Origin of the sequence: Neobacillus niacini, assembly GCF_023715785.1 — a bacterium.
Taxonomy (GTDB): Bacteria; Bacillota; Bacilli; order Bacillales; family Cytobacillaceae; genus Neobacillus; species Neobacillus niacini_E.
In genome coordinates this window covers 225,571-251,458 of the sequence record NZ_JAMBOX010000006.1, presented here as the reverse complement: position 1 = coordinate 251,458, position 25,888 = coordinate 225,571, and the positions used below count along the sequence as shown (strand labels likewise).

The 25,888-nt window shown below is 45.4% G+C and carries 23 protein-coding genes, 2 pseudogenes and 1 other annotated feature; of the genes and pseudogenes, 7 read left to right on the top strand and 18 right to left on the bottom strand.

Annotated elements, in window-relative coordinates; genetic code table 11:
- Window positions 1-79: 79 nt before the first annotated feature.
- Window positions 80-610, bottom strand: a pseudogene (locus M3234_RS13700) (MDR/zinc-dependent alcohol dehydrogenase-like family protein); the annotation flags it as partial.
- Between the two features lie 5 nt (window positions 611-615).
- Here M3234_RS13700 and M3234_RS13695 point away from each other — a divergent pair.
- Window positions 616-888, top strand: a complete 273-nt coding sequence (locus M3234_RS13695; protein WP_262305275.1) for a spore coat protein — start codon at window positions 616-618, stop codon at window positions 886-888.
- 30 nt (window positions 889-918) lie between these two features.
- Here the strand turns inward: M3234_RS13695 and M3234_RS13690 are convergent, their stop codons facing one another.
- The 10 genes from M3234_RS13690 to M3234_RS13645 all read right to left on the bottom strand — a co-directional run bounded on the left by M3234_RS13690 (window position 919) and on the right by M3234_RS13645 (window position 12,754).
- The gene (locus tag M3234_RS13690; RefSeq protein WP_262305243.1) at window positions 919-2,400 is read right to left on the bottom strand and encodes a class I adenylate-forming enzyme family protein; all 1,482 of its coding nucleotides are present in this window, start codon (window positions 2,398-2,400) and stop codon (window positions 919-921) included.
- A gap of 361 nt (window positions 2,401-2,761) precedes the next feature.
- A complete protein-coding gene (phaZ, locus tag M3234_RS13685; RefSeq protein WP_262305242.1) occupies window positions 2,762-3,664 on the bottom strand; it encodes an intracellular short-chain-length polyhydroxyalkanoate depolymerase in 903 nt (300 codons plus the stop codon).
- 35 nt (window positions 3,665-3,699) lie between these two features.
- On the bottom strand, window positions 3,700-3,879 hold the full coding sequence (locus M3234_RS13680) for a hypothetical protein (RefSeq protein WP_262305241.1): 180 nt from the start codon (window positions 3,877-3,879) through the stop codon (window positions 3,700-3,702).
- Window positions 3,880-3,893: 14 nt separating this feature from the next.
- On the bottom strand, window positions 3,894-4,892 hold the full coding sequence (locus M3234_RS13675) for a branched-chain amino acid ABC transporter permease (RefSeq protein ID WP_262305240.1): 999 nt from the start codon (window positions 4,890-4,892) through the stop codon (window positions 3,894-3,896).
- A 4-nt stretch (window positions 4,893-4,896) separates the two neighbouring features.
- Window positions 4,897-5,757: a branched-chain amino acid ABC transporter permease gene (locus tag M3234_RS13670; protein ID WP_066314001.1), complete on the bottom strand. Its 861-nt coding sequence runs from the start codon at window positions 5,755-5,757 to the stop codon at window positions 4,897-4,899.
- 18 nt (window positions 5,758-5,775) lie between these two features.
- Entirely contained in the window at window positions 5,776-6,483 is a 708-nt protein-coding gene (locus tag M3234_RS13665; protein WP_262305239.1) for an ABC transporter ATP-binding protein, read from the bottom strand.
- Window positions 6,480-7,235 carry an ABC transporter ATP-binding protein gene (locus M3234_RS13660; RefSeq protein WP_262305238.1) on the bottom strand — a complete coding sequence of 252 codons (756 nt, stop codon included), beginning with the start codon at window positions 7,233-7,235 and terminating at the stop codon, window positions 6,480-6,482. Before M3234_RS13660 ends, M3234_RS13665 begins: the two co-directional genes overlap by 4 nt.
- 74 nt (window positions 7,236-7,309) lie before the next feature.
- Window positions 7,310-8,503: a substrate-binding domain-containing protein gene (locus tag M3234_RS13655; protein ID WP_262305274.1), complete on the bottom strand. Its 1,194-nt coding sequence runs from the start codon at window positions 8,501-8,503 to the stop codon at window positions 7,310-7,312.
- A gap of 160 nt (window positions 8,504-8,663) precedes the next feature.
- On the bottom strand, window positions 8,664-11,903 hold the full coding sequence (locus tag M3234_RS13650; protein WP_262305237.1) for a winged helix-turn-helix domain-containing protein: 3,240 nt from the start codon (window positions 11,901-11,903) through the stop codon (window positions 8,664-8,666).
- A gap of 98 nt (window positions 11,904-12,001) precedes the next feature.
- Entirely contained in the window at window positions 12,002-12,754 is a 753-nt protein-coding gene (locus M3234_RS13645) for a glucose 1-dehydrogenase (RefSeq protein ID WP_262305236.1), read from the bottom strand.
- 120 nt (window positions 12,755-12,874) lie between these two features.
- On the opposite strand from M3234_RS13645, the gene M3234_RS13640 reads away from it, so the two are divergent.
- Window positions 12,875-13,018, top strand: a complete 144-nt coding sequence (locus M3234_RS13640) for a hypothetical protein (RefSeq protein ID WP_262305235.1) — start codon at window positions 12,875-12,877, stop codon at window positions 13,016-13,018.
- Between the two features lie 37 nt (window positions 13,019-13,055).
- Here the strand turns inward: M3234_RS13640 and thrB are convergent, their stop codons facing one another.
- From thrB to M3234_RS13625, 3 genes are read right to left on the bottom strand one after another with little or no spacing between them, the layout of a single operon-like run.
- Entirely contained in the window at window positions 13,056-13,973 is a 918-nt protein-coding gene (gene thrB / locus M3234_RS13635; protein WP_262305234.1) for a homoserine kinase, read from the bottom strand.
- The gene (gene thrC, locus M3234_RS13630; protein WP_262305233.1) at window positions 13,960-15,030 is read right to left on the bottom strand and encodes a threonine synthase; all 1,071 of its coding nucleotides are present in this window, start codon (window positions 15,028-15,030) and stop codon (window positions 13,960-13,962) included. Before thrC ends, thrB begins: the two co-directional genes overlap by 14 nt.
- Entirely contained in the window at window positions 15,027-16,322 is a 1,296-nt protein-coding gene (locus M3234_RS13625) for a homoserine dehydrogenase (RefSeq protein WP_262305232.1), read from the bottom strand. Before M3234_RS13625 ends, thrC begins: the two co-directional genes overlap by 4 nt.
- A gap of 291 nt (window positions 16,323-16,613) precedes the next feature.
- Window positions 16,614-16,825, top strand: a binding site (T-box leader).
- A gap of 77 nt (window positions 16,826-16,902) precedes the next feature.
- Here M3234_RS13625 and M3234_RS13620 point away from each other — a divergent pair.
- Entirely contained in the window at window positions 16,903-18,060 is a 1,158-nt protein-coding gene (locus M3234_RS13620) for a pyridoxal-phosphate-dependent aminotransferase family protein (RefSeq protein ID WP_262305231.1), read from the top strand.
- On the top strand, window positions 18,053-19,696 hold the full coding sequence (gene serA, locus M3234_RS13615; protein ID WP_262305230.1) for a phosphoglycerate dehydrogenase: 1,644 nt from the start codon (window positions 18,053-18,055) through the stop codon (window positions 19,694-19,696). The genes M3234_RS13620 and serA overlap by 8 nt, the downstream gene beginning before the upstream one ends.
- Window positions 19,697-19,918: 222 nt before the next feature.
- On the opposite strand, the gene M3234_RS13610 is transcribed toward serA, so the two are convergent.
- The 3 genes from M3234_RS13610 to M3234_RS13600 form a co-directional block, all read right to left on the bottom strand.
- Window positions 19,919-21,049: an HAD hydrolase-like protein gene (locus tag M3234_RS13610; RefSeq protein ID WP_262305229.1), complete on the bottom strand. Its 1,131-nt coding sequence runs from the start codon at window positions 21,047-21,049 to the stop codon at window positions 19,919-19,921.
- A 142-nt stretch (window positions 21,050-21,191) separates the two neighbouring features.
- The gene (locus M3234_RS13605; RefSeq protein ID WP_262305273.1) at window positions 21,192-22,613 is read right to left on the bottom strand and encodes an NAD-dependent succinate-semialdehyde dehydrogenase; all 1,422 of its coding nucleotides are present in this window, start codon (window positions 22,611-22,613) and stop codon (window positions 21,192-21,194) included.
- A gap of 253 nt (window positions 22,614-22,866) precedes the next feature.
- The gene (locus M3234_RS13600) at window positions 22,867-23,469 is read right to left on the bottom strand and encodes a cell wall hydrolase (protein ID WP_262305228.1); all 603 of its coding nucleotides are present in this window, start codon (window positions 23,467-23,469) and stop codon (window positions 22,867-22,869) included.
- A 356-nt stretch (window positions 23,470-23,825) separates the two neighbouring features.
- On the opposite strand from M3234_RS13600, the gene M3234_RS13595 reads away from it, so the two are divergent.
- The 3 genes and pseudogenes from M3234_RS13595 to M3234_RS13585 all read left to right on the top strand — a co-directional run.
- Window positions 23,826-24,272, top strand: coding sequence for a Dps family protein (locus M3234_RS13595; RefSeq protein WP_262305227.1), 447 nt, complete (start codon window positions 23,826-23,828; stop codon window positions 24,270-24,272).
- Window positions 24,272-24,511, top strand: coding sequence for a glutaredoxin family protein (locus tag M3234_RS13590; protein WP_262305226.1), 240 nt, complete (start codon window positions 24,272-24,274; stop codon window positions 24,509-24,511). The genes M3234_RS13595 and M3234_RS13590 overlap by 1 nt, the downstream gene beginning before the upstream one ends.
- Before the next feature lie 533 nt (window positions 24,512-25,044).
- Window positions 25,045-25,226 (top strand): annotated as a pseudogene (locus tag M3234_RS13585) (transposase); the annotation flags it as partial.
- Between the two features lie 256 nt (window positions 25,227-25,482).
- On the opposite strand, the gene M3234_RS13580 reads toward M3234_RS13585, so the two are convergent.
- Window positions 25,483-25,887, bottom strand: a complete 405-nt coding sequence (locus tag M3234_RS13580; RefSeq protein WP_262305225.1) for a disulfide oxidoreductase — start codon at window positions 25,885-25,887, stop codon at window positions 25,483-25,485.
- Window position 25,888: the final 1 nt, after the last annotated feature.

Sequence of the window (25,888 nt, the reverse complement as noted above, 5' to 3'; positions counted from 1 at the left end):
TTACATAAGTTAATGGTACCATATATTAAGTTACATAACAAAGAAAAAGGCTGAATATTTCCTCAGCCTTCCGGTAAATTTATGGTTTTAAAATAACTTTAATGCAATCGTCTGTTCTAGTATCAAACACTTCATATCCGTGCTTGGCTTGGTCCAGCGGAAGCACATGGGTAATAATATCACTCGGATCGATTTTTCCATTATTAATCATGTTATAAAGAAAAGGCATATAGGGAATGACTGGTGCCTGCCCCATTTTAACGTCAATATTGCGCTGGAAGAGGTCTCCGAGCGGAAAGGCATTGTAACGTCCCCCATAAACTCCTGTCACCTGAATCGTACCGCCTTTTCTAACCGCCTGACTGGCAATGACAATCGCCCCCATCGCCCCGCCATGGAGCTTCAACCCGGAAGCCAGGAACTCAAGTGGCGTCATTTTGCCATCCATGCCTACCGCGTCGATGACAATATTAGCTCCGCCTTGAGTAATTTCAAGTAAGTAATCGCCGACATTTTCATGGTCCTCAAAATTGACGATTTCCACTTTATTCGTCCGCTTGGCGTGCTCGAGACGGTAACCTACATAATCAACGGCAATGACCCGTTTTGCCCGGAATGGGTGGCCTTACTGATCAGGTCATTGCCACGGATTTTCTCATCTCGGCAAAGGCAGCGGTTCGAAACTATTCTGTTGCGAATACGGAAACAGCGACACCTGAATTGAAGGCCGCATTACGGGCACAATTAAATGATGCGATTGCCACCCATGAAAACATTACGAATTATATGGTGGCAAAGGGATTCTATCATCCCCATAACTTGTCAGAACAGCTGCAGCTGGATTTATCTGTCGGTGAAACGGCAATTAATTTGGCGCAAAAATTGTAAAGGAGAACACGCCGGCGGGCGGTTCTCCTTTTATCTTTGATTCTGCATTTCTTTTAACGCCTTTTTGTCAATTTTTCCGACATGGGTTTTTGGGAGTTCTTCCAGCCGAATAAACAACTTCGGAATTTTATAGCGGCCCAGCTTTGCCTCGCAATAGGCCTTCAATTCATCATCCTGTATTGATGTATTTTTTAAAACAAGGAACGCTGAGACAATCTCACCCCATTTTTCATCTGGAAGACCTACCACGGCGACTTCATTGACCGACGGATGGGCGGCTAGCCAATGCTCAATTTCCAAGGGATAGATATTTTCTCCGCCGCTAATAATCATATCTTTTTTTCGTCCGACAATATAATGGAAACCCTGTTCATCGCTTTTGGCCAAATCCCCGGTTGAAATCCAACCGTTTTGTATCGTTTCGTTTGTTGCCTTTTCATTGTTCCAATAATGGGAAAATCCGTGCTTTCCGCTAATAAGTAGCTCCCCGACTTCGTTTGGCCCTGCCGGATGGCCGTCCGATTTTACCAGCCTGATGGCATTAAATAACATCGGCTTTCCGACTGATCCCCGTTTCACTTGTGCCTCCTCTGGGGTAATGTAAAAATTATTCGGTCCTGCCTCCGTGAGGCCATATCCCTCTTTAAATGCCAAGCCTTTTCGCTGATAAGCTTCGTAGATTTGGATTGGGCAGGGCGCCCCTCCTGATAGGAAAACTTTCATGGACGGAAACTGGCTATTCTTGAAATCTTCTGTTTGAACCAACATATGGTGCATGGTTGGTACCAACAGAATGACCGTACACTGATAGCGGTTGATGGATTGCGCTGCTTTTTCGCCAGTAAACCCTTCGCCGATAACCACTGTCCCACCCATCATCAGAATCGGGATGCAAAGCGCGTTCAACCCCCCGGTATGAAACATCGGCATATAGTTGACCGTTACCTCTTGGTCAGTTAAGCCCCAGCTTAAAATCGTATTGATCCCGTTCCAAAGGATAGTTTGATGACTTAACACCACCCCTTTTGGTTTACCGGTTGTTCCGCCAGTATAAATCATCGCCAATGGGTCGGTTTCATGGATTTCGACTGCTGGGGCAGGGGTGCACTCCGGATAATCCCATATCTCAATAAAGATGGGGTCTGGTTTCTCAAGGGGGAGCTGCTGATAAATTTCGTTGAATTGCTGATGGACGCCTATATATTTAGGGGTGCAGTCCTGTAAAATTCCGCTAAGCTCATGCCAGGAAAGCCGCCAATTTAGCGGAACAAATATCGCTCCAATTTTGCTGCAGGCAAACAGCAAATCAAAATAACTGATATGATTCGGGGCGAGCAGGGCGATCCGGTCACCCTTTTCTACACCCCGTTCATATAGCCAGTTCGCTAATGTCTTGGCCCGTCCGTTCAATTGTGTATATGTCCAGACCGTATTGGTCTCTTCTTCGATCACGGCAGCCTTATTAGGCGATAGTCTCGCCCTATTTTCCAGCCAATCCAGTTCCCATCTCACCAAAAATTCGCTCCTTCACTACTAGATGGTACTATTTTAGCCGGGGGCGGTTACAGGGGAGTTACATCGGTGCAACTTACGACAGAATATTGGGGTACACGACAAAAAATTAGGTATTCACTACAAATAATTGTACACTTACAACATATTTTTAGGGTTTCACTGCAAAAATCTGAAGTGCCACTACAATTTTTAGAATAAACTGGAAAATACTCATTTTCCTTCATCCCTCACTACAAAAAATTGTACCTTCACGACAAATTTTTAGGGTTTCACTACAAAATTCCATAATCTCACGACATTTTTTAGGCATATATTCCAAAAGTCAAAAAAACGGCCCCAAAAGGCCGCCACATAACTACTAAACCTGAACTTCTTTTTCCAAAAACTGTTCCATTGCCCCCAGCAATTGCGGCAGGTCATCCACCAATGCCGAATGGCCGCAATTTTTCAACTCAACAACAGTCGCTTTATCCCCAAGATCCTCAATCAATTCCATTGTCATTGCCCGTGGAACAACCATATCGCGCTCCCCATAGAGGACCAGCACCGGAACATTAATATCATCCACTTTACCATTCCCTGCAACGAGTCCGTTATGGTGATGGCTGATATTAAAAGTATTATTGCAGTGATGCACTTCGGCCAAATTCCGCTGGGTCCGCATATCCTGAACATACTCATCATAAAGCTCGGGCGCAGGCTGGTTATGCGTGTAAATCACCGCGTTCCAAATTAGCTTGAGCAGTTCCACATTGTTCGTATCATAGGCGGTCTGTACTGGAAGTGTAACCATAAGATCGCGTTTAATTTCATCATGCGTGGTAAAACGGCGCGGCTCATCAGTATCATTCAACTTGCCGACAAACGGATACCCCCGAGTCGATTCCGACGCCAATAATATCAGCTTATTGCAATAGCCCGGGTAATCGACGACAAATTGCATCGCGACCGCTCCGCCGGTTGACCAGCCAACTGCAGCAAAATCATTTAGTCCGATCGCATCCACGAACAGTTTCACATCATCGGAAAAGTCTTTAATCGACATAACCAGCTTATTGTAGGTGGACAAGCCGAAGCCCCGTAAATCAACGGCATAAAGTTTATACTTCGCGTCCATGTTTTCGAGCACAAGATCCCAGTGCTTTGATGAGGTCATATTCCCATGGATTAATAATACTTTAATTTCTCCGCCATCCCTTTCACGGTAATAAAGCGTTTCCCCATTTGACAGCTCGACACTTTTTACTGCCATATTTACCATCTTCCTCATCCCTTTCCCTAATTAATGTTACTATTCTATGAATCTTCCGCAATTTCCTTCATAAAGGTCATCGCTTCTTCAATTGATTCAAATAATGTCTCCCGATCCTCCTGGACATGGGTCACCTTGATCCGCCATTGCCGCTCTCCTGTTTCGCTTTCGACCCCTGCCATTTGAAAGCGGACAACGAAGGAGGTAATTGCTTTCATATCCACCCGAATTCCTCCCTCTAACCTGCCAATTTTTCCGCCTTTTTTGCCGGCTCCGGCTTTTTCCGCCTGAAAGAAACGTTCCTTAATGTTCCAACAATTCCTTTCGGGAAAAACATCACGACCAGGATATAGATAATTCCAAAAAATATAATCCACCGTTCAAAAATGGCATGCTCTTTTGCGAGTTCAGTCAACCAGTCGTGGGCAAATTCGATTAAGCCAGCGCCAATCATCGCCCCGTACAGTGTGCCGACCCCGCCGATAATCGTCATCAATAACGCATCAAGGGTGATATCCATCGAAAACACACTCGTGTTGACAAACCGTAATGACATGGCATAAAGTATGCCAGCCATCCCGGCTAGAACTCCGGAAACGACACTGGCAGCAATTTTATAATGCAGCACTTGGAAGCCCAATGATTCTGTCCGCTGCTCATTTTCTCGAATTGCCTGCAGCACCCGGCCCAACGGGGAATTGGTAAACCGTTTCAGCAGCATGAACGCCGCGGCCATTACTGCCAAGCAGAGCAGATAGTAATGGGTTCGGTCAATAAATGGCTCAGGAATCCTAAAGGTAAAGCCGTCATTTCCATACGTCAAGCTGCGCCATTTTTCCGCCAGCACCAAAAACAAGCCGGACAGGGACAACGTCAGCATCGCATAGAAATGACTTTTTAACCTGAGCGTCAGTAAACCGACTATAAAGCTGATTGCCGCGGTTAAAACAAGCGTCGCCACTAGTGCCAGCAAAAAATGGACCATTGTCGGCTCAAAACGTTTCATAAAAATCCCAATCGAATAGGCGCCGATTCCAAAAAACATCGCATGCCCAAACGAGACAATTCCCGTAAAGCCGAGCAAAAGATCGTAACTCATAGCAAATACTGAAAAAATAAAGATTTGCGTCAGCAAGATCATCAAGTTTCTAGATTCATAGACAAATGGCAGTACCAGCAGAAAGGCAGTAACTAGCCAAAACATGGAAGTGCCTTTATTCGTTTGTATCCACTTCATTTCCTCACCCCTTTGCCCCGAATAGACCCTGCGGCCGTACCAATAACACAACAGCCATTAACAGCATATTGACCGCAAGTGACAGATCCGGTACATAATAGGCCATAAACGACCCGGACAGTCCCACTAAGATCGCGGCCAGGATGGACCCTTTGAAATTCCCCATTCCGCCGATCACCACAACGATAAATGCAAGAATCGCGAATTCCATCCCCATCCCGGCATGAATCACACCGGAATATGGGCCCAGGAGAACGCCGCCAAGCGCTGCCATGCCCGAACCGATCATAAACACAAACATAAACACCTTTTGAATATTAATGCCCAATGCCTGCACCATTTCCTTGTTCATAACACCGGCGCGGACAACGAGGCCAATTTTCGTTTTTTTCAATAAATATTGGACCCCGCCAAATATTAGCAGACCGACAAATATAATAAACACACGGTATTTGATAATGATGACATCGCCCACTTCCCAGGCTCCCACTAAATAATCAGGCGGGTTGGCGGTTAGTTGATTCGGTCCCCAAACCACCTTCAGCATTTCCGATAACACAAGCATCAGACCCAAGGTAATCAAAATTTGCTGAACATGATTGCCATACACCGGTTTAATGATCCATTTTTCCGTTATAATTCCGAGCAGGAAGCCAGTCAGAATCGCACCAGCGATACCGATTAGGAAGCTGCCCGTTTGGCTGTATACCCACAGCCCGCTGTAGGCTCCCCAAGCAAATAACCCGCCGTGAGCAAAGTTAAGCACATCCATTAAGCCAAAAATCAGCGTCAAACCCGCTGCCAGTAGAAAAATCAGCATTCCTGTTGCCAGCCCATTTAACGTTAAATTGAAAAATAAATCCACCTGCTCCGTCCTCCTTTCCTACGCGATGCCCAAATATTTGCGCTTCTTTTCTTCATCCTGTTTTAATTCCTGCATCGAGCCATGACTGACGGTGCGGCCATCATCGATAATGTAAAACCGATCGCCAATTGTGCTGGCCATCATAAAGTTTTGCTCGACCAACACGATCGTTGTCTGCTCCTTCATCTGCATGATTGACTCCATCACCTTCTCGACGACAATCGGGGCTAACCCCTTGCTTGGCTCATCAATCAACAGCAGTTCATTTTCGTTGATATAGGCTCTGGCAATCGCCAGCATTTGCTTTTGCCCCCCGCTTAATAGGCCGCCGGGTTTTTTCCAAAACTTTTTCAAGTCGGGAAATAACTCCAGTATCCAATTCATCCGTTTGGCTGTCTCTTCATTATCCTTTTGGATCGCTACCTTCATATTTTCCTCAACGGTTAATCCGGCAAAAATCCCTTGATCCTCCGGGACATAGCCGATTCCTCTTTTGGCAATGGTGTACGTTGGAAGAGTGTGAATCGTATCACCTTTAAACATGACGCTGCCTTTCGTTGCAGGCGAAAACCCCATAATTGTTCGTAACGTGGTTGTTTTTCCCGCCCCGTTTCTGCCAAGGAGGACCGTAACTTCCCCTTGCTTAACTTCCAGTGAAATACCTTGAAGAATATGATATTGGCCGATATGGGTTTCCACACCGTTTAGTGTCAACAAGTCGCTCATTCGTACACCCCCCCTAAATAAGCGGATTGAACCGTTTCATTTTTCATGATTTCCTCTGGAGTGCCATCGGCAAGCAGCCGGCCATTAAACAGCACCATAACGGAATCCGACAAATCTAGGATCATATCCATCTTGTGTTCAATCAGGATAATCGTTCGGTTCCCTTGCTCCTTAATCCGCTTGATTACTTCCAAAATCGCCGGGACCTCTTCAAGGGACATTCCTGCCGTCGGCTCATCCAACAACAGAAGCTCCGTCTCCAAAGCCAGCAGCATCGCAATTTCAAGCTTGCGCTTTTCGCCATGTGCCAAATTGCTTGCCAAGGAATCCTTTTTATCATCAAGCAGCACAAGCTTCAGCCATTCCAATGCTTTTTCTTCAAAGTCGTGGTATTTTTTATAATGAAACAGCATTTGATAACGAACACCTGCCTGTGATTGCACTGCCAATCTTACATTCTCCAAAACAGTTAAATTAGGAAACACGTTGGTAATTTGAAACGAACGGCCAATCCCTTCCCGTGTCCGTTTTGTCGGGGAAAGGCGGGTAATATCTTTTCCGCGGTAGTAGATGCTGCCTTTTGTCGGGGATAGCTGGCCGCTTAACAAATTAAAAAATGTTGTTTTACCTGCACCGTTTGGCCCGATGATCGACTTGAACTTCTTTTCCGGAACAGTAATCGTCACCGAGTCGACCGCGGTATGTCCGCCAAAAGTTATGGTTAAATCCTTTGTTTCAATCAATGCCGTCATTTATGGCACCGCCTCTCAGTTAAAAATAATGAAAAGAGGGACCGGCACATACACGGTCAGTCCCCCTTATTTTTCTATTTATTTCGAATTGGCGGAGCTGTTTCCTCCGGATTCAACTCACGCATCAGCACTGGAACCGGATATGGGACACCGTCCTTTTTCTCAAGCTTAATGGCATATAGTGCTTGTAATGCTTGGTGGTCCTCAGGTCTGAATGTCATTTTTCCTTTTGGGCTTTCAAAGCTCAAGCCTTCCATTGCTTTAATCAGCGTATCCCCATCCGTATCGCCCTTTGTTTTCTTGACAGCTTCAACGATGGCGATTGCCGCACTCATTCCGCCCGGTGTAAACAGGTCTGGCACTTCATTATTAAAGCGTTTCTTGTGTTCAGTTACCAACCAATCATTGATTTTATTTTTTGGCAGGTCATGATAATAAACGGTGAAGCCTTCCATACCAACCAACGGCTCCATTGTTGCCAATGCCGCAATATCTGGTGCACCAGTTGAAATCTTGATGCCTTTATCCTGAACCTTCATATCGGCAATTTGCTTCCATGGAGAGTTCGCCCCGGCCCAGACAACAAACAGGTAATCAGGTTTGGCATCAATTATTTTTTGGATGTTGGAAGTGAAATCGGTAGCTGCTGGGTCGGCGTATTCCTCCTTGACGATATCGGCGCCTAGCTTCTTAGCCGCTTCTTTAAATGCGGCAACACCATCTCGTCCAAATGAATAGTCAGGAGCTAGGGTCGCGATTTTCACACCTTTTTTGGCAATCGCGGCGGCACCAGCCACAGCATCCTGGGAAGAGTTTCGTGCGGTACGGAAAATATACTTATTAAATTCGGAACCTGTAATGGTGTCGGCTGCAGCCGGTTCTACTACCATGATTTTTTGATATTCCTCGGCCAGCGGCAGGACTGCCAGCGTGTCCGCAGAGCTTGACGATCCAACTAAGAAATCTACTTTATCTTCCTCTAGTAGTTTTGTTGCTTTTTGAACAGCGACTTCAGGCTTTGTTTCCGTATCTTCTACAAAAAATTCAATTTTTCTTCCGTCGACTTCCATCTTGCCGTCAGTGGCATATTCCAAGCCCAGCTCAAAGCCCCTCAATGTTTGCTTGCCGTAGGACTCAAGCGCGCCTGTCTTGGATGCAAGCACCCCAATCTTGATTGGTTCCTTCGTCTCCGCCTTCTTATCATCGCCGCCTTCCTTTGGATCTGATGACGACTTGTCGGAGCTGCATGCGCTTGCAAACAACATCATAAAAATAAGTAACCCTAAAAATGCCCATTTCTTCCGGTTTCCCTTCAATGTTCTTCCCCCTTAAAATTTTAAAAATTTGATTGTATTGCTTTGGACTTATCATAAAAAAAGAGAGTTACATAGAAGTTACAAAAAAAAAACAGCTTGGTCGTCAGGCTGTTTAGAGCGGCTTTATATAGCTGTCTGATTGGATAATCATTTCGTACATATGCTTTGTCGGTTCGAGGGGCGTTACCCCCAGCTCCTCCTCCAGGACATCTGTACACTTTTTATACCATTTCAATGCCTGCGGGCGGTTATTTTTTCGATAATAACAATACATCAGCAGACGATAGGCTTCTTCCCAGGTACGGTCCCGCTCCAGTATCTTTTCACACCAGAAAATGGCCCGGTCGTAATTTTCATTGCGGACAGAAATTTGGGCCATTTTCTCGGCTCCCCGCAAAAAATAAACAAGCATACTTTCCCGTTTGCTGATGCACCAATCATCATAACGCCGCTCTGGCAAATAATCCCCCTGATAAAAGGAAAGTCCCTTTTCCAAATAGTTTTCGGCTTTATTCTGGTCTGATTCATCAAGACCATTTTGAACCCATGTTTGAAATTGCTCTGTATCTACTTCGATAACCGCAAGCGGGTTAAGACCATAGAAACTCCCATCCCTGATAATAAAAAATGGCGCTCCCCTTGCTTTTCGTTCCGGTTCCAGCACATGATGAAGACTATTTAAGGCGACCTTAAAATCGCGGTCCGCACTTTTCTTTTCCTGATTGGGCCAGAGTATGGAGAGAATTTCCTCTTTGGCAATTAATTCACCTGTCGTGATGAGCAATTGAAATAATTCCTTGGCTTTTTCCCGCTGCCAATCCCTCTCGCCAAACTCCTTATCACCCAGCCAAATTTTAAATTGGCCCAGGGTCTGGACCCGGATCGAATAGCCAGGATGTGATTCGAGTGCGGTTATTCCCATATCCTGCAGGATTTTTGCTCCATATGCCTTTTGGCTGCCTTCCTTTAGGCATTGAAGCAAGAGCGGCACAAATACTTGCAAATCCCTTGGGCCAAAAACAGAACGCTTATGAAAAAAGAACTCATAGTCATGCAGCTGAATAAGACTTAAAAAGGAATCTGCATACCTTAGCATTTCAGATTGCTTTTTTTCAAGATAAAAGCAATGGGCCAGCCAAAACGCGCTCAGCATTTGCCCATAGGAATCCTCGCACTCGCGGAATAGCATTCCAGCCTGGTCAAGGTAATTCAACGCTTTTGACAGTCGATCATTATAAACACTGGCAATCCCCATGCCAAGCATAATCATGGCAGAAAGCCAAACATCATGGACTTTTTCGGTTTCCAGCAAGGCGAGTCTTCCGGCAGTGATGGCCCGCTCATATTCACCTCGTACTCCATATAAAACGCACAGGCCCATCAACGGTTCGGCTTTCCCGCGCGAGACATTTAAATTGCCCATCAGCTCAAGGGCTGTTTGATAGCAATTTTCCGCCAAGGCAGCATCGTATTTATTGAGGATTTGTACGGCATGACCCATGCGAATCCAACCGCACGCCTCGACAAACGGTGCCTTTAAACTGATGCCCAGTTGAATTCCTGCCTGTGCAAGTTCCTTCGCTTTGTTTCCTTCGCCTGTAAAGGCCTCAATGATGGATAACAACAAGTCTATTTCACGGTGAGCCTGAGGCAAATTGGAAGGTTTTGTTCCTTCGAGTTCTGCCTTTTTCTTGTAAAGGAATTTCTTTGCCATTTCAAACCGGCCCGTCCGCAAATAGAGTCTTGCTTCAAGACTGCCATCAAGGTCGGCATGATTTGTTTCCTTCGCCTTTTCCAGCCACTTCTCCGCTTTTTGCGCCTTTCCAGAGTTTAACAGGTTTTCCGACAACAATTCATACAGCTTCCCGCTTTCTTCGGCTGGCGTTCTGCTTTTCTCACGGTGGCTGATTGCTTCATATAATAGACGCTCGGCATGTTGCGGCTGAATCGTATCCAAATAAATTTTCGCCTTTCCCTCGAGCGCCTTGCTCATTCCAAGAAAATCCTGTTCTTTCGACGCCCCATCATAGGCAAGTTGATAAAAACGTTCAGCCTCGGAATATTGGGAACGATAGCGGCAGACCTCCGCTTTCAGCAGCCATAATTGATAATACGTCCCCAGCTCTTCATCGGCTATTTTTGCCAAATGATCGGACAAGCTCTCAAGCTTGCCGTTTTCAAGCATCCGGAAACCATTCTCCTGCAGTATTGCAGCCATCGCTTTGGTGTGATGGAGTCTTTGATAATGATAAAGCGCCTTCTCCAACATCTTTCTTTTTTCATAGAATCGGGCACATCTTTCATGAAGCATGGCATAATTTCTCGGATTATTCGTTTGAAACTGCTTTTCCAAAAATTCTTTAAAAAGGGCATGGTAGCGATAATGATTCTGGCCCACCTTTTGAATAAATAAATTTCGCTCCTTCAACTGCTCAAGCAGGCTTGAAGCTGCTTGAAAGCCGATCACCTCGACACACAGCTCCTCGTCGATCTCTTCAAAAATCGAGGTTTGTTCAAGAAACTGCTGAATCATCGGCGGCTGCTTTGCAAAAACCTCCATGACCAAGTACTGGAAAAACTCGGTTAGGGAGTGGGTAGAGTGGGCAAAAAAATCGGAAATATCCGATTTCAACGGAATTTGCTGGGCAATCATGCAGAGGGCAATAATCCATCCTTCCGTCAATTGGTAAATGGTTTGTAGCTGAGGTTCCTCCAACTCGATACCGTAGAGGTCTAAAAGCAGCAATTCCATTTCCTCAATCGTTAAAATGAGGTCGTCTCTAGTGATTTCCAACAACCGACCTGTTACCTTCATTTTTGTCAGCTGCTTCCAAACGGGACGGCTCCGGCTCGAGATGACGATTTGTAAATTGTCGGGAATATGCTCGAGCAGTTTTTCCATCCAGCTGTTAATCGTGTAGGATTGTTCAATCTGATGAAAGTCATCGAGAACCAGGGTAATTTCGAAGTCGATATCAAGAAGTTCATTAATGAACAGTGAACATAAATAATTTAGTTCCTCTTCACGTATATAGCGGTCGATGGTTTCAATATAAGCCGATAATTCCATCCCAAAATGGGGGACAATTTTTCTGATGGCATGGATGATATGTGCGAGAAACGGAAGAATATCATCATCCATTGAGGAAATCGAATACCAGCAACCCAAGATTTTTTCATCGTTCATAAATAAGGCCATCGCTGTGCTTTTTCCATAGCCTGCACCGGCGTGAATAACTGTTAACGGATAGTTGGGGATTGTCTTCATTTTTCGGGTAAGCTTGGCCCGCCTAATAAAATCGTCCTTTACTGTTGGTATGCGCAGCTTTGTCCCAATAATCGGAAGCTTCATAAAGCGCCCCCTTCTCAACGAATTTTCCTAATATTCACTATTTTACCACAATACCACCAAAAATTGGACGAAAAAAAGAGGCTGTTTTCCAGCCCCCATTAGTCTTCTTCATAAATCATTTTTCTTGTCATCCCACCGTCAACTACCAAATTAATGCCAGTGACAAAATCATTTTCTTTAGCTGTCAGGTAGAGACAGGCACGGGCAATATCACCAGGATTGCCCACCCGCTGCGAGAAATGCTGCTCATGGTCGATTTCTCGCAGCTCGGACTCATCACCGGTATGAATCCAGCCAGGCGAGATCGCATTGACGGTAATCCGGTCTTGACCGAGGGTTGCCGCTAATGCATGTGTCAGCGCGACAATTCCGCCTTTGGTGGCCGCATAAGCTTCAGTATTCGGCTCCGACATTAACGCTCGAGTTGAAGCGATGTTGACAATCGAACCACCGTCTGGATTGTTTCGCATTAGCTTGGCTCCCTCCTTGGAACAAAGGAATACGCTGCGCAGGTTCGTATTGATGACATTGTCCCATGTCTCAAGGGTTAGTTCGTAAAATGGGGTAAATTTGCTGATCCCGGCATTGTTGATTAGAATATCCATTTTCCCGTATGTATTTGCTGTTACCTCCATTAAACGAATAACTTCTTCTTCAAGGCGCACATCTGTTTTTACAAAAATAGCTTCGCCACCTTGTTCACGAATTTCATTGACCGTCCGTTCTCCTGCTACCACATCAAAATCGGCTACAACCACTTTTCCTCCTTTTTCGGCATAGGCCATGGCAACACCGCGGCCAATGCCCTTTCCAGCACCGGTAACCATCACAACTTTTCCTGAAAAATTCATCTGTCTGCTCCCTCTCTTTGAAACATACATTCTGACCTAATTTTACATGAATGGGGAATGTTATAAAACGATATACACCTGAAGAAACTAACCTATCGAAATTTTTAAAGGAGGATTTCTATGAGCGAAAAATGTTTTTATTGTACTGATGAACTAGATGAAAAACAACGGCATTTTGTGTCCTTTGTTTCCTCAAACCAGGAGAGAGACGAGATTCTTTGCCCTGATTGCTACCAAGAATGGCTGCAAGGGTTAAAAGGGTGAAAAAATGGGGCTGCCCCAATGAGCCGCCCCTTTTCTTTTATTTCACACACTTTTCAACTTCCTGTACGCTGCTTCCCACATAATCAATGTTCAATGTTTTAGCTGTCATGTCAGGAAATGCAGACTGCAGCTTCGCCGACAAACATTCACCTTGTCCCTTTTCCGTAAAGCATAGAATAGTCGGGCCAGCACCGCTCAATGCCACCCCAAACGCCCCATTTTCCTTGGCAAATTGTTGGATTTCCTGATAAAAAGGGATCAACGGCTTTCGATAAGGCTGATGAAATAAATCCTGTTCCATCATTTTTCCGGCAAGCGCCCACTGTTTGCTTAACAATGCTGCCACTAAAAGATTCGCAGTTGCCGATGCCTGGACCGCATCATTTCTTGAAAAAGTGGCCGGCAACACTCCCCGTGAATCTGTTGTTAACAGGATTTCCTTTGGAATTACCGCAACGGTTTCAATCTCAAGCTCCGAGAACGATAACATTTCGACCTCTTTGTGGTTGTAACAACCTACCACAAGACCTCCATAAAGCGATGCACCGACATTATCGGGATGGCCTTCAATCCCGGTTGCGAAAAGGAGCTTTTCTTGTTTGGTCAGCCTCAAATCGGCGAACGTATCAGCAAGTTCGATCCCGGCGACGATCGCAGAGGCACTTGACCCTAGCCCTCGAGCTAATGGAATTTCACTTTTCATTTTCACTCGACATGGCGGCATCACCTTGTCAAATTGCTCAGCTGTTTTCACGGCTATTTGCGCGATAAAATGCTGATCATTCGTTGGAAGTCCTTTCAGTTCCTCATCATCCGAGAAGAACTCCCAGCGATCGCTGCTCTCTGCCTCAAGGGTTAAATATAAATCAAGGGCAAGTCCCATTGAGTCAAACCCGGGCCCAAGATTGGCAGTGCTTGCCGGGACCGTGATATTCACTCTGTTAGGTAACGGCATTGCCGACAACCCCTTGGATATGCTTTTTCACCGCTTGTTCATCGTTAGGCAGCTGTGTCGGCTTTACCAAGCTGCTTCCTATCGCCGTATCTGGATCCTTTAAGCCGTTTCCGGTAAGGACGGCGACAATTTTTGCCCCTTTGGAAACTTTCCCCTGCTGCAATGCTTTATAGACACCGGCGATCGAGGCACAGGATGCCGGTTCGGCAAACACCCCCTCGGTAGAAGCGAGTTTTTTATAGGCAGCAACGATTTCTTCATCGGTAACCTCATCAAATTGGCCATTTGATTCGGTAACGGCATTCACAGCCAAATCCCAGCTAGCTGGGTTGCCAATGCGAATCGCTGTCGCAATCGTTTCCGGATTTTCAAATACGCGGTTATGGACAAGGGCGGCGGCACCCGCCGCTTCAAAGCCAAACATACGCGGCAGACCGGTTTCCTTCTTGTCGTTGTACTCTTTGAATCCTTTCCAGTAAGCACTGATGTTTCCGGCATTTCCGACTGGAATCGCCAGAATTTCCGGTGCAGAGCCTAGCTGGTCACATACCTCAAAGGCGGCTGTCTTTTGCCCTTCAAGCCTGTAAGGATTCACTGAATTAACAAGCGTAATTGGTTCGACCTCACTAATGTCTCGTACTATTTTCAGCGCTTGGTCAAAATTCCCCTCAATTGAAATGATCTCGGCACCGTACATCATTGCCTGAGCCAGCTTACCCATGGCAATTTTTCCTTCTGGTATCACGACGATGCATTTTAATCCAGCCCGGGCCGCATAGGCAGCAGCAGCAGCCGATGTATTTCCCGTGGAAGCGCAAATGACGGTTTTGCTTCCTTCCTCTACCGCCTTGGCAACCGCCATCACCATTCCGCGATCCTTAAAGGAGCCTGTCGGGTTTGCTCCTTCGACTTTGACATAAAGCTCTACGCCCCATTCTTCCGAGAGCCGTTCCAACTTAATCAGCGGAGTATTTCCTTCATTCAGGGTCAATTGGGGTGTTTCATTCGTTACTGGTAAATATTCTTTATACGCTTCTAATAATCCTGGCCATCTCATAATGATTTCCTCACCACTCTATATGCACTTTTAATTTCTTTTAATGTGGGCAGCTCATTTAACTCTTGCAAAATTTGGTCATAGTCCGTCAATGATGCCCGATGTGTCACTAACACAATTTCAGATACCTCATTCTTCTTAACCGGAAGCTGAAGAATTTTTTCAAAACTGACCCCATGTCTGGCAAATATCGAGGTAATCTCGGCAAATACGCCAACCTCGTCCTTTACATGGAGCCGCAGAAAGTACTTCGAGAATTTTTCACTGTTACCCTTTAAAAGTTTAGGGTATTGCGGGGTGACCGCACTTTTCCCGTTAACGCCAATGCGCAAATTTTTGATCACGCCGACGAGGTCGGAAACTACCGCTGTCGCAGTTGGAAGGCTTCCGGCACCCGGGCCGTAAAACATCGTTTCACCAACAGCTTCACCATAAACGTAAACAGCATTGTATTCATTCTGCACGGACGCAAGCGGATGGTTGTTTGAAAGAAAAGTCGGAGCGACACTGACCTCCACTTTTTCCCCCTCACGATGGGCATAACCAATCAACTTCATCGTGTAGCCCAGCTGCTTTCCGTAATTGATATCCTCTTCTGTTACCTTTGAGATTCCGCTCACCTGGACATCTTCCAAATCGATATGCATTGAAAATCCCAGCGTTGCAAGAATCGTCATCTTCCGGGCAGCATCCAGTCCCTCAACATCCGCAGTCGGGTCAGCCTCGGCAAAGCCAAGTGCCTGCGCTTCTTTGAGAACCTCATCATAAGAGCGCCCTTCATTGCTCATTTTTGTTAAAATGTAGTTCGTCGTCCCGTTCACAATCCCCATCATTTGCGTAATCCGGTCGGAAGCAAGCCCGTCAACCAACCCTCTTAAAATGGGAATCCCTCCGGCGACACTTGCTTCATAAAATAAATCGCAGCCATACTCGGAAGCAACCGTTAACAGTTCCGAACCGTGTAAGGCCATCAAATCCTTGTTAGCCGTTACAACATGCTTTCCCTGGCGAAGAGCAGTAATCAAATAGTCTTTTGTGGCATCGACACCGCCCATGACCTCAATGACCACATCAATTTCCTCATCAAGCAAAATATCGTCAGGATTTGATGTCAACATTTCCTGTTCTACTTCTATCATTCTTGTTTTATATAAATCTTGAACTAGTATTTTTTTAACGGCAACCGGACAGCCGACTTGGTGCATTAATTTGTCCTGATGGTTTTTAATAATTTGGACAACACCCGATCCAACCGTACCTAAACCCAGTAAACCTATCGAAATAGCCCTCACATAATCCCCTCCATCCCATGCATTTGTCCTCACAGCGGAAACAAATGTATTTCTGTTGTAGACATTATAAAGTTGTTTGATTTTTTTTACAATAGTTATATTTTTCAATTTTACACTGTAATCGCTTACTCCTGCATCATATCAGTGTTCTTAATTTTCAGCAAAATTTTTCTCCGGAAATAGGCAAAATTTTTTGCGTTTTTTCCCTTTACAAGTTTGAAGATGAGGTTGTAGAATAGAGCCTATATTCACTGGATTTTGAAATTTGCACCAATTTGCGGTATTCTAAAAATAACAGTAATGATGAAGACGGCATTAAGAAATGGCTTCAGAGAGCCGGTGGCTGCTGCGAACCGGTGCCAAATCTTATCACGCCCAGCCCTTCTGAACTGGCTGCCGAATCCAGTAGGCATGCCCGGCTAAAACCGTTACCTGTCCCAGAGGCCGCCTTTTGTTTCCAGGCGGCAAACGAGGGTGGCACCACGTTTATCCACGTCCCTCATAACACGACCACTATGTCTGTTATGGGGGGCGTTTTTATTTTTATTTTAGGAAAAATCAATTTGAAAGGATGAGTTTGATGTTACTTGACCAGCAATATTTGTTTGCACCCGGACCGACACCTGTACCAGACCGTGTGAAAAATGCCATGAATCAGCCGATGATTGCCCACCGAGGCCAAGAATTCCCCAAGTTGCTTGAAGATGTCTCTACCCGCCTGATGCCTGTTTTTGGAACTAAAAATCCCGTGACCGTCCTTGCCTCAAGCGGTACAGCCGCATTGGAAACGGCCGCTGTCAATGTGATTGAGGAAGGTGACGAAGTCGTTGTTATTGTCGCCGGTGCCTTTGGCGACCGTTTTGCCTCCATTTGCGAAACATTCGGGGCCAATGTCCATCGCCTCGAGGTTGAGTGGGGCAAAGCCTGCCAGCCAGAGCAGCTGGAGGAATTTTTAAAAGGGTTGCAAAAGGATGTTAAAGCTGTCATTGCCACCTATTGCGAAACCTCAACCGCGGTCCTTCAGCCAATTAAAGAGCTGGGTGAAGTTGTGAAACGCGTAACGAATGCCTTGTTTATCGTCGATGGCGTCAGTTGCATCGGTGCTGTTCCAGTTAATATGAAAGATTGGGATATTGATATCCTTGTTTCTGGTTCACAGAAAGCATTGATGTTACCGCCGGGATTGGCGTTTGTTGCCGTCAATGACCACGCCAAGCAGGTGATCAAGAACTGCAGGACAAAACGATTTTACCTGGATTTGAATCGCTACATGGCCTCCTATGACAATGAAAGATCTACGCCGTTTACTCCGGCTGTATCACTGATTTACGGGGCACAGGAAGTTTGCAACATGTTTGATGAAGAAGGCTTTGAGAATGTGATATCGCGTCACCGGCTAATGCGTGACATGACCCGGGAAGGGTTAAAGGCAATTGAGGTGCCGCTGCTGACTTCCGATAATGATGCATCACCAACAGTTACTGCAGTCCGCACCATTAGCGAGCCGGCCAAGCAAATGAAAAAGCTTTTAAAGGATAAGTTTGCGATTACAGTTGGCGGCGGTCAGAAAAAGTTAAAGGGTGAAATTTTCCGGATTGGCCACATGGGCTATTGCACACCGTTTGATGTGTTAAAAGTGTTAAGCAGCATTGAGATGATCGTGAAGTTCTCAGAAGGAAAAGATGTATTGGGTATTGCCGTAAAACGAGCACAGGAGGTTTGGAGCGAAAATGTATAAAGTATTAGTAACAGATGGAATCAGCCAAACAGGCTTGAGAAGCCTAATTGATCATCCGAATTTTGTGGTTGACCGTCAGCCTACCTTGCCAGTTGAGGAATTAAAAACAATCATCGGCGGATATGATGCCTTGATTGTGCGCAGCCAAACGAAGGTGACCGCCGAATTGCTCGAGGCTGCCGGACGCCTCCGCGTCATTGCCAGAGCCGGTGTGGGCGTTGACAATATTGATGTCAATGCGGCCACCCGAAAAGGGATTATCGTCATTAACGCGCCAGGTGCCAATACGATTGCCGCCACGGAACATACGCTGGCAATGATGCTCTCATTGGCGCGAAAAATTCCCCAGGCCCATCAGAAAACAGCTGGCGGCGAATGGGACCGCAATTCCTTTAAAGGAGTTGAGCTCTATAAGAAAACACTCGGTGTTGTCGGGATGGGCAAAATCGGCACAGAAGTCGCAAAACGAGCAAAAGGCTTTGGCATGAACATTTTGGGCTTTGACCCCTACTTAACCGAGGACCGGGCGAAAAAGCTCGGGATTACGAAGGCAAGCCTTGATTTAATTGCGGCGGAGGCTGATTTTATTACAATTCATACCCCGCTGACCAATGATACACGCGGCATTATTAATGATGAATTTTTGGCAAAAACGAAAAAGGGTGTCCGATTCGTTAACTGTGCCCGCGGCGGTATTATCGATGAAAAGGCGCTGGTACGGGCGATTGTTTCTGGCCATGTCGCCGGTGCGGCTCTCGATGTGTTTGAAAAGGAGCCGGTGGCGGACCCGGAATTGCTCGGAAACCCTAACATTATCGTGACCCCGCATTTAGGTGCATCAACAGTAGAGGCACAGGAAAAGGTCGCCGAAGAGGTCAGCGCGGAGATTATCGAGATTTTTGAAAAACAATCAATTCAACATGCGGTCAACATGCCGCAAATGTCTGGGGAAACCCAAGCCAAGCTCCAGCCGTATTTATTGCTTGGCGACCAAATGGGCCAGCTGGTTGTGCAGCTATTGAAAAAGCAAGCCCCTAGTAAAATCGAAATCAATTATTATGGCGATTTAATCGATGAAGATACAGAGCTGCTGACACGTACACTGTTAAGAGGCGTACTTTCTTACCATTTAAGCGATTCTGTTAATCTCATCAACGTGCTTCACTTATTGAAGGAGCAGGGCGTTTCCTATAATGTCGTGAAAAATGCCACAAACAAAGGCTTTGCCAACTATATGGAGCTGGCCGTGTCCCAAGGTACTGAGACTGCTCGCATTGGGGCGACCGTACTGAATGGCTACGGAGCCCGGATTGTGAAAATCAACCAATACCGGATTGACGTAAGGCCGGAAAAATATTTGCTGTACATCAAACATACAGACGTGCCAGGTATGATTGGCAAGGTGGGGTCGTTGCTTGGGGATTACCAGATCAATATCGGGACGATGCAGGTTGGCCGGACCGAGGTCGGCGGGGAAGCGATCATGGTGCTGACGCTTGATAAAGTATTGGTTCCTGAGGTGATTCGTCAGTTGACATTGATCGACGGGCTGGAGGAAGCGTCATTTTTGGAGGTTTCGAACGTAGATACGTTTGAACCAGGCCGATTCGAGCCGGAGAAAGTGGAGAGCGTTTAACATTTATTAGAAGTGCCGCACACAGGATGTGCGGCATTTCCTTATTGGTTATAAGCGATCATTTGTTCCTTTCTTGTGGTTGGTATTATTTGTTCCAAATATTGGAATATTAAAGACATTTTTGCTTCATTCCTGGTCTGTCTTGTCTTTAAGAACCACGCTTAAAGACATTTTGGTTCCCTTTGAGGTTAGTTTTGTCTTTAATAATCCAAAAATTGGAATCTAACGATGTATTATTTCCTTCAATTCCAACACAGAATCAAGAATATAGTCCGCATGATGCTCCTCAAACTCGCCTCTTGCTTCTTTCCCGGACAAGCCGGTTAAAACAGCGGCGAACTGCGCGCCCATTTGCCGCGCCGCCAGAAGATCAGCCAAAGAATCTCCCACAATCAGCAGCGTTTCACCCTTTTCAAGCGGAAGTTCAAAATCCAAGCATTCCTGAACAGCTAGCTCTTTTCGGTAAAGCCCCATTATGTAGGTAAACGGATGCGGCTTCGACAGCGACTTCCATTCGGGAACCTGCTCCTCCGCCCTCAAAACATCATCAGCCGTCACGATTCGGCTCTCATCAAAATACTTTAACCAATCTAAATGCCGAAACGGCTGGATTGTTTCTAATTCCGGCCTGCCTGTTCCAATGCCAATCTCAATCCCGGAGGAAGCTAAAAATTCAAATTGCCCGGCTATTTCCTCCTTTGGAGCCAGTGTGGTTTCATTCGCAAGAAACCCCTTCTTCCCCTTCTGCACCGAAGGTCTCCCCGTTGAGGCAACCACATTTTCATCGCCAACATACCACTCTTGGGAAACATGCTCACAAACCGACCACAGCTCCCCTTTTTCAAAAATCGTGGTCTCGACCCCAAGCTTCTCCTGTGCCAACACATTTAAATAGCTTAGGAGCTCTTGCTTCATCGCATCAGTCCGCTCAAAATCCGCAACAAACAAACTGAAATCCAGCTTTACAGGATAATTACTTAACACCCTGCCAATTTCCAATAATGTTTCACGACCGATTGGTGCCTGACACCATTTTCCAACATTTTCGAATCCCATTTCTTTCAGTTGCGAAAGGAGGTGGATGAGTTGGTGGGCAAAAGTTAAATAAATCATATCCCAGTTGGCGTTTAAGCCGCGTGATTTCATTAGTTTTAGGTGCTGATCATTGTCAAATACTAAAGAACGTATTTCATCAATTTCATTGTCGCTATAATCAGTTTTAAATTTTTCAGGGGACAATGCCAGGTAATTGCTGCTAATCAACATCTCCCAAACAGTTAACGCCGAAGCATCAAAATACCTTTCTTCGCTTAGCAATACACCGTCAACATCAAATAAAATCGTTTTAATCATGTCCCCACCCTCTTAAAGTACTCGCTTTTTTCCACTATCGTACCATACCGCCTCCTTCTATTTAAAGTGTGCGATACTTTCGACATAAAATAAAAGCCGTGGACTGGAACCCCCGGTACACGGCTTTGGTTTCTTAGCAAAATTAATAATCCAAACCGATGGAAATATATTTCACTTCCAAAAACTCTTCAATTCCATAGTGCCCGCCTTCACGGCCAATCCCGCTCTCCTTATAGCCGCCGAATGGAGCTTGGGCAACGGATGGCAGAGCATCATTGAGGCCGACAATTCCATACTCGAGCTGTTCCGTAATTCGGAACGATCGGCTTAAATTCTCGGTATATACATAGGCCGCCAATCCGTAGTTGGAATTGTTGGCACGCTCAATCACTTCTTCCTCGGTTTTAAACGTCGAAATTGGCGCAAGGGGGCCAAAGATTTCATCCTTCATGCATTCCATTCCATCGTGAACATTGGTTAAAATTGTTGGGGAATAGAAATAGCCGTTTTCTACAGCAGGTTTAAGTCCGCTATAAGTGACCTTTCCACCTTTAGCGACCGCATCCTCCACCAATTCTTCGACTTTTGAACGGGCAGCCTGGTCAATTAATGGACCGATATCAATACCCTCATCAAGGCCGTTTCCGACCTTAAGTTTCTCTAATTCTGCTTGGAATAGCCTTGTAAATTCTTCCGCGACACTTTCCTGCACATAAACGCGATTCGTACAAATGCAAGTTTGTCCGGCATTGCGAAATTTTGACTGGACTAAGCCGGCGGCCGCTTTTGCCAAATTGGCATCGTCCATGACAATAAACGGAGCATTGCCGCCAAGCTCAAGCGAAACTTTCTTGACTGTTTCCGCGGCCCCGCGCATCAATGTTTTCCCTACCTCGGTTGAACCGGTAAAAGTAATCTTGGTTACCCGCGGGTCCTTTAACCAAACATCGCCGATTTCTGACGACCTTCCTGTTACAATATTCAGTACCCCGTTTGGGATTCCTGCCTCATGTGCAAGCTCAGCTAGTTTCAATGCTGTAAGCGGGGTTTGACTGGCCGGCTTCACTACAGCCGTACAGCCTGCGGCCAGGGCCGGGCCCACCTTCCTGGTAATCATCGCTGCCGGGAAATTCCACGGCGTGATCGCCGCAATGACACCAACTGGCTCCTTACGCACCAAAATCCGCTTATTTGGATGCGAAGCCGGAATCGTTTCACCGTAAACGCGTTTCCCCTCTTCCGCGAACCAGGAGATAAAGCTATTGGCATAAGCCACCTCGCCAAGAGCCTCTGTTAATGGTTTCCCCTGCTCCATCGTCATAATTCTGGCAATCTCATGCTTGTTCTCATCGATAAGATGGTGCCATTTCATCAGGAGGTGATAGCGCTCCTCAGCCGTCTTTTTCGACCAGAGTTTAAATGCTTTATGAGCAGCATCCACCGCCTGCTCTGCTTCCAGCGCTCCTCCCGTCGGCACCGCCCCTAACACCTCATTTGTTGCCGGGTTGATAACTTCAGTAAGAACTTCATAATCATTGCCAACCCATTTTCCGTCAAGATACATTGGATAAATTAGATGCTTTTGTTTCACAGTGTCCATTCCTCCCCCACCCGTTTGGCCCTGATACGGCTTCCCTTTACATGCCATCGTAAAATCAATGTTGGCCAACATTTATCACAAATATTATAACATGTAATCCTAAATGGATAAATTTGGTTGACTGTTTTTGCAAAATCCCTAGTATTATTTGGAGGAAAATAAGGCATAACAAAAAACAGTGGGGTTTTAATCCACTGCTTTTTGTAAAAATGGTATATTATCTAGCAAACGTATGGTTACCGATTGTAATTGTTACCGGACGTGATTTAATCCAGCTGCTTTTTGCTGTTCTTGGGTTATAGAAATATAAAGATCCATTACCTTGACCACTGAAAGCCAGTGCTTCGTTTACAGCTTTCTTAGATTCGGCATCGGCTGGCTGATTGATTGCTCCGTTTTGGACCGGAGTGAATGCATAGTGACCGGACTCAATTTGATAGATTACATCACGGACAGTATTCGGAAATTCAGTGCTTTTTACACGGTTTAAGATAACCGTTGCCACGGCAACCTTACCAGCATAAGGCTCACCCACCGCTTCGGCGCGGACAAGTCTTGCCATTAAGTCTTTATCTGCTTCTGATGTAGTAGCGTTTGGGATTACTAGATTAGTCCCCGCGTATAACATCGAACCTTTTGCATTGTTTGCGGCCATTAAGCTATTTACAGGCACACCATATTTTGTGGCAATTTTCCAATACGTTTCCCCATATTGTACCTTATGAGTCGCAGTCGCTGCTTCTGTTTTTTCCGTTAACGTAAATGCTGACATTGATAAAATTAATCCGGCTGCAATTACTAGTTTTTTAAGTTTGTTCATTTTAAAACCTCCTAGTTTTTTGTTGCTCGCTTTCTCTACAACTAAGGCTATCAGTTGTAACATACTTATTCATCGTCCAATAAATGGAAAGACCTCCAAGACGACCATACTGCCCAATCCTAAAGCATTAATCTACCACGTGGAAAATACTTCCTTCACCAGTCAATCAACAAAAATTTGGAAGCAGTGGCGAGTTTAGGCTTTTTTTTTACAAAATGTATCATCTTTGTAATATAAATTGAGGTAAATAATCCAATAATTTTCACGAGATTGTCAACTATTTCCTCGAAAGTGTGCAGAATCTCCAGGAAAACTTGGGTAAAATATAGTAAGGGAAAGCATAAGGAGGAATTAGCATGCAAAATCAGTTAGCAGAGACACTTAACAAACAAATTGCCAATTGGTCTGTCCTGTACATGAAGTTACATAATTATCACTGGTATGTGACCGGGGGGCAATTCTTCACCTTACATGCCAAATTTGAAGAATTCTATAATGAAGCGGGATTACACGTTGATGAATTGGCCGAGCGGCTGCTGGCAATTGGCGGCAAACCGGTGGCTACCATGAAGGAAAGCCTTGAAATTTCTTCTATTAAAGAGGCAGCCGGAACAGAATCTGCTGAGGAAATGGTACAGTCCATCATTAACGATTTCTCCATCATCATCGGAGAATTAAAAGAAGGCATGAGCCTTGCAGAGGAAAATAATGATGAAACAACCGGAGATATGCTGCTGGCGATCCATTCTGGTCTGGAAAAGCATGTATGGATGCTGAAAGCATTCCTTGGGAAATCTGTTTAATGCCGCTACATGAAGTAATAGTATATACCAGTAATGGCTGCACTTATTGTGAACAAGTTAAAACGTTCTTGAAGGAACAGGGAATTGAATTCGAGGAGCGGAATGCATCAATACATAATGAGTATCTCGATGAATTAAAGAAAAAGAAAATCTATGCAACTCCTGCTACCTTCATTAACGGAAAACTGGTATTAGGTTTTCAGGAAAAAAAATTAAAAAAGCTGCTTGGTTTCGAGTAAAAGGGCTCCTATATGGGAGCCCTTTTACTATTATTGGATGGGAACCTTTTTCTTAGTATTAGAAGGCCGATTAAAAGTAAAGCAACAAGAACAGCATAACTAAAAAATAAGAGACTATCGCAGGATAGTCTCTTCAGGCTGTCGAGAAACTTTCGATAGCCTTTATTTTATATAACTATTTTAACAATTCACCGCGTTAATATGATGATATTAATCAAAAACTATTCGATATGTCTGTTGATTTGCGCTCCAGGCACTTCGCTTTCCGCGGGCGTGCCTGGGAGCCTCCTCGGCGCAAGCGCCTGCGGGGTCTCCCAATGCCCCGTACTCCCGCAGGAGTCTTCGTGCCTTCCGCGCAAATCAACAGGTATTATTATTAAGTTAAGAAGTTCAACCAATAATTATTAAAAATAAGTGGTGAATTCAATGTTTAAGCCTAAAGAGTCTAGCCAAAGTGAATTTGAATTTGTGTCTATTGATGAATCAGTGGGAGGAGTACAAGGAAAAGATAAGAGTAAATCGCTTATCTAAATCAGGAAAAAATTGAGCGAAGCTTCGCAGACTCCAAAGAGATGCATGGGCTTCGCTACTGCCGGCTGCGAGGAATAAAAAAGCAAGTGAGCAAGCGCTTCTAACCGCAGCTTGCCAGAACATGAAAAAGATTGCGACACATTTATTCAGGTTGGAAAAGGTGTGTTGCAATGCTTCAGGTTGATTATCTCCTGTTGATTGGAGCGGAAGGTGCGAAGACTCCTGCGGGAGTACGGGACAGGGGAGACCCCGCAGGCGCGGAACGCGCTGAGGAGGCTTCCCGAACCGCCCGCGGAAAGCGAAGCACCTGGAACGGAAATCAACAGGCCCCCTAGCAGGGGCAATTTTAATAAAATCGGCCATTCAATTTCCATTAAAATAAAAAATTGTCGAGAAATATACCCTTTCTCGACAATCTGAGACTATCGCAGGATAGTCTCTTACATTTTTCTCCGTGCAAGAATAACCATGCAAACGGTAATGATTGTAAACGCGAAGAATGCCAGCAGCGGGATTGTAATAAATCCAAGCCAGTTGATATAATCCTTTGAGCACGGGACTCCGTAGCTGCACATTTCGAATTCCTGCAAGGCTGGCACCTTTTGCAATAATGTATGATAACCCGATATCAGTACACCTATTACCGATAATGGCAGGACATATTTAGTGATGCCCTTGTCATTGCGATAGACGGCAACCCCAAGAATTACCGCCAGCGGGTACATAAAAATCCGTTGATACCAGCAAAGCGTGCAAGGGATGAAATGCATGACCTCGCTAAAATACAGGCTTCCAAGTGTGGCAATAATTGCGGCAATCCAGGAAATCAGCAGGGATTTATTCATA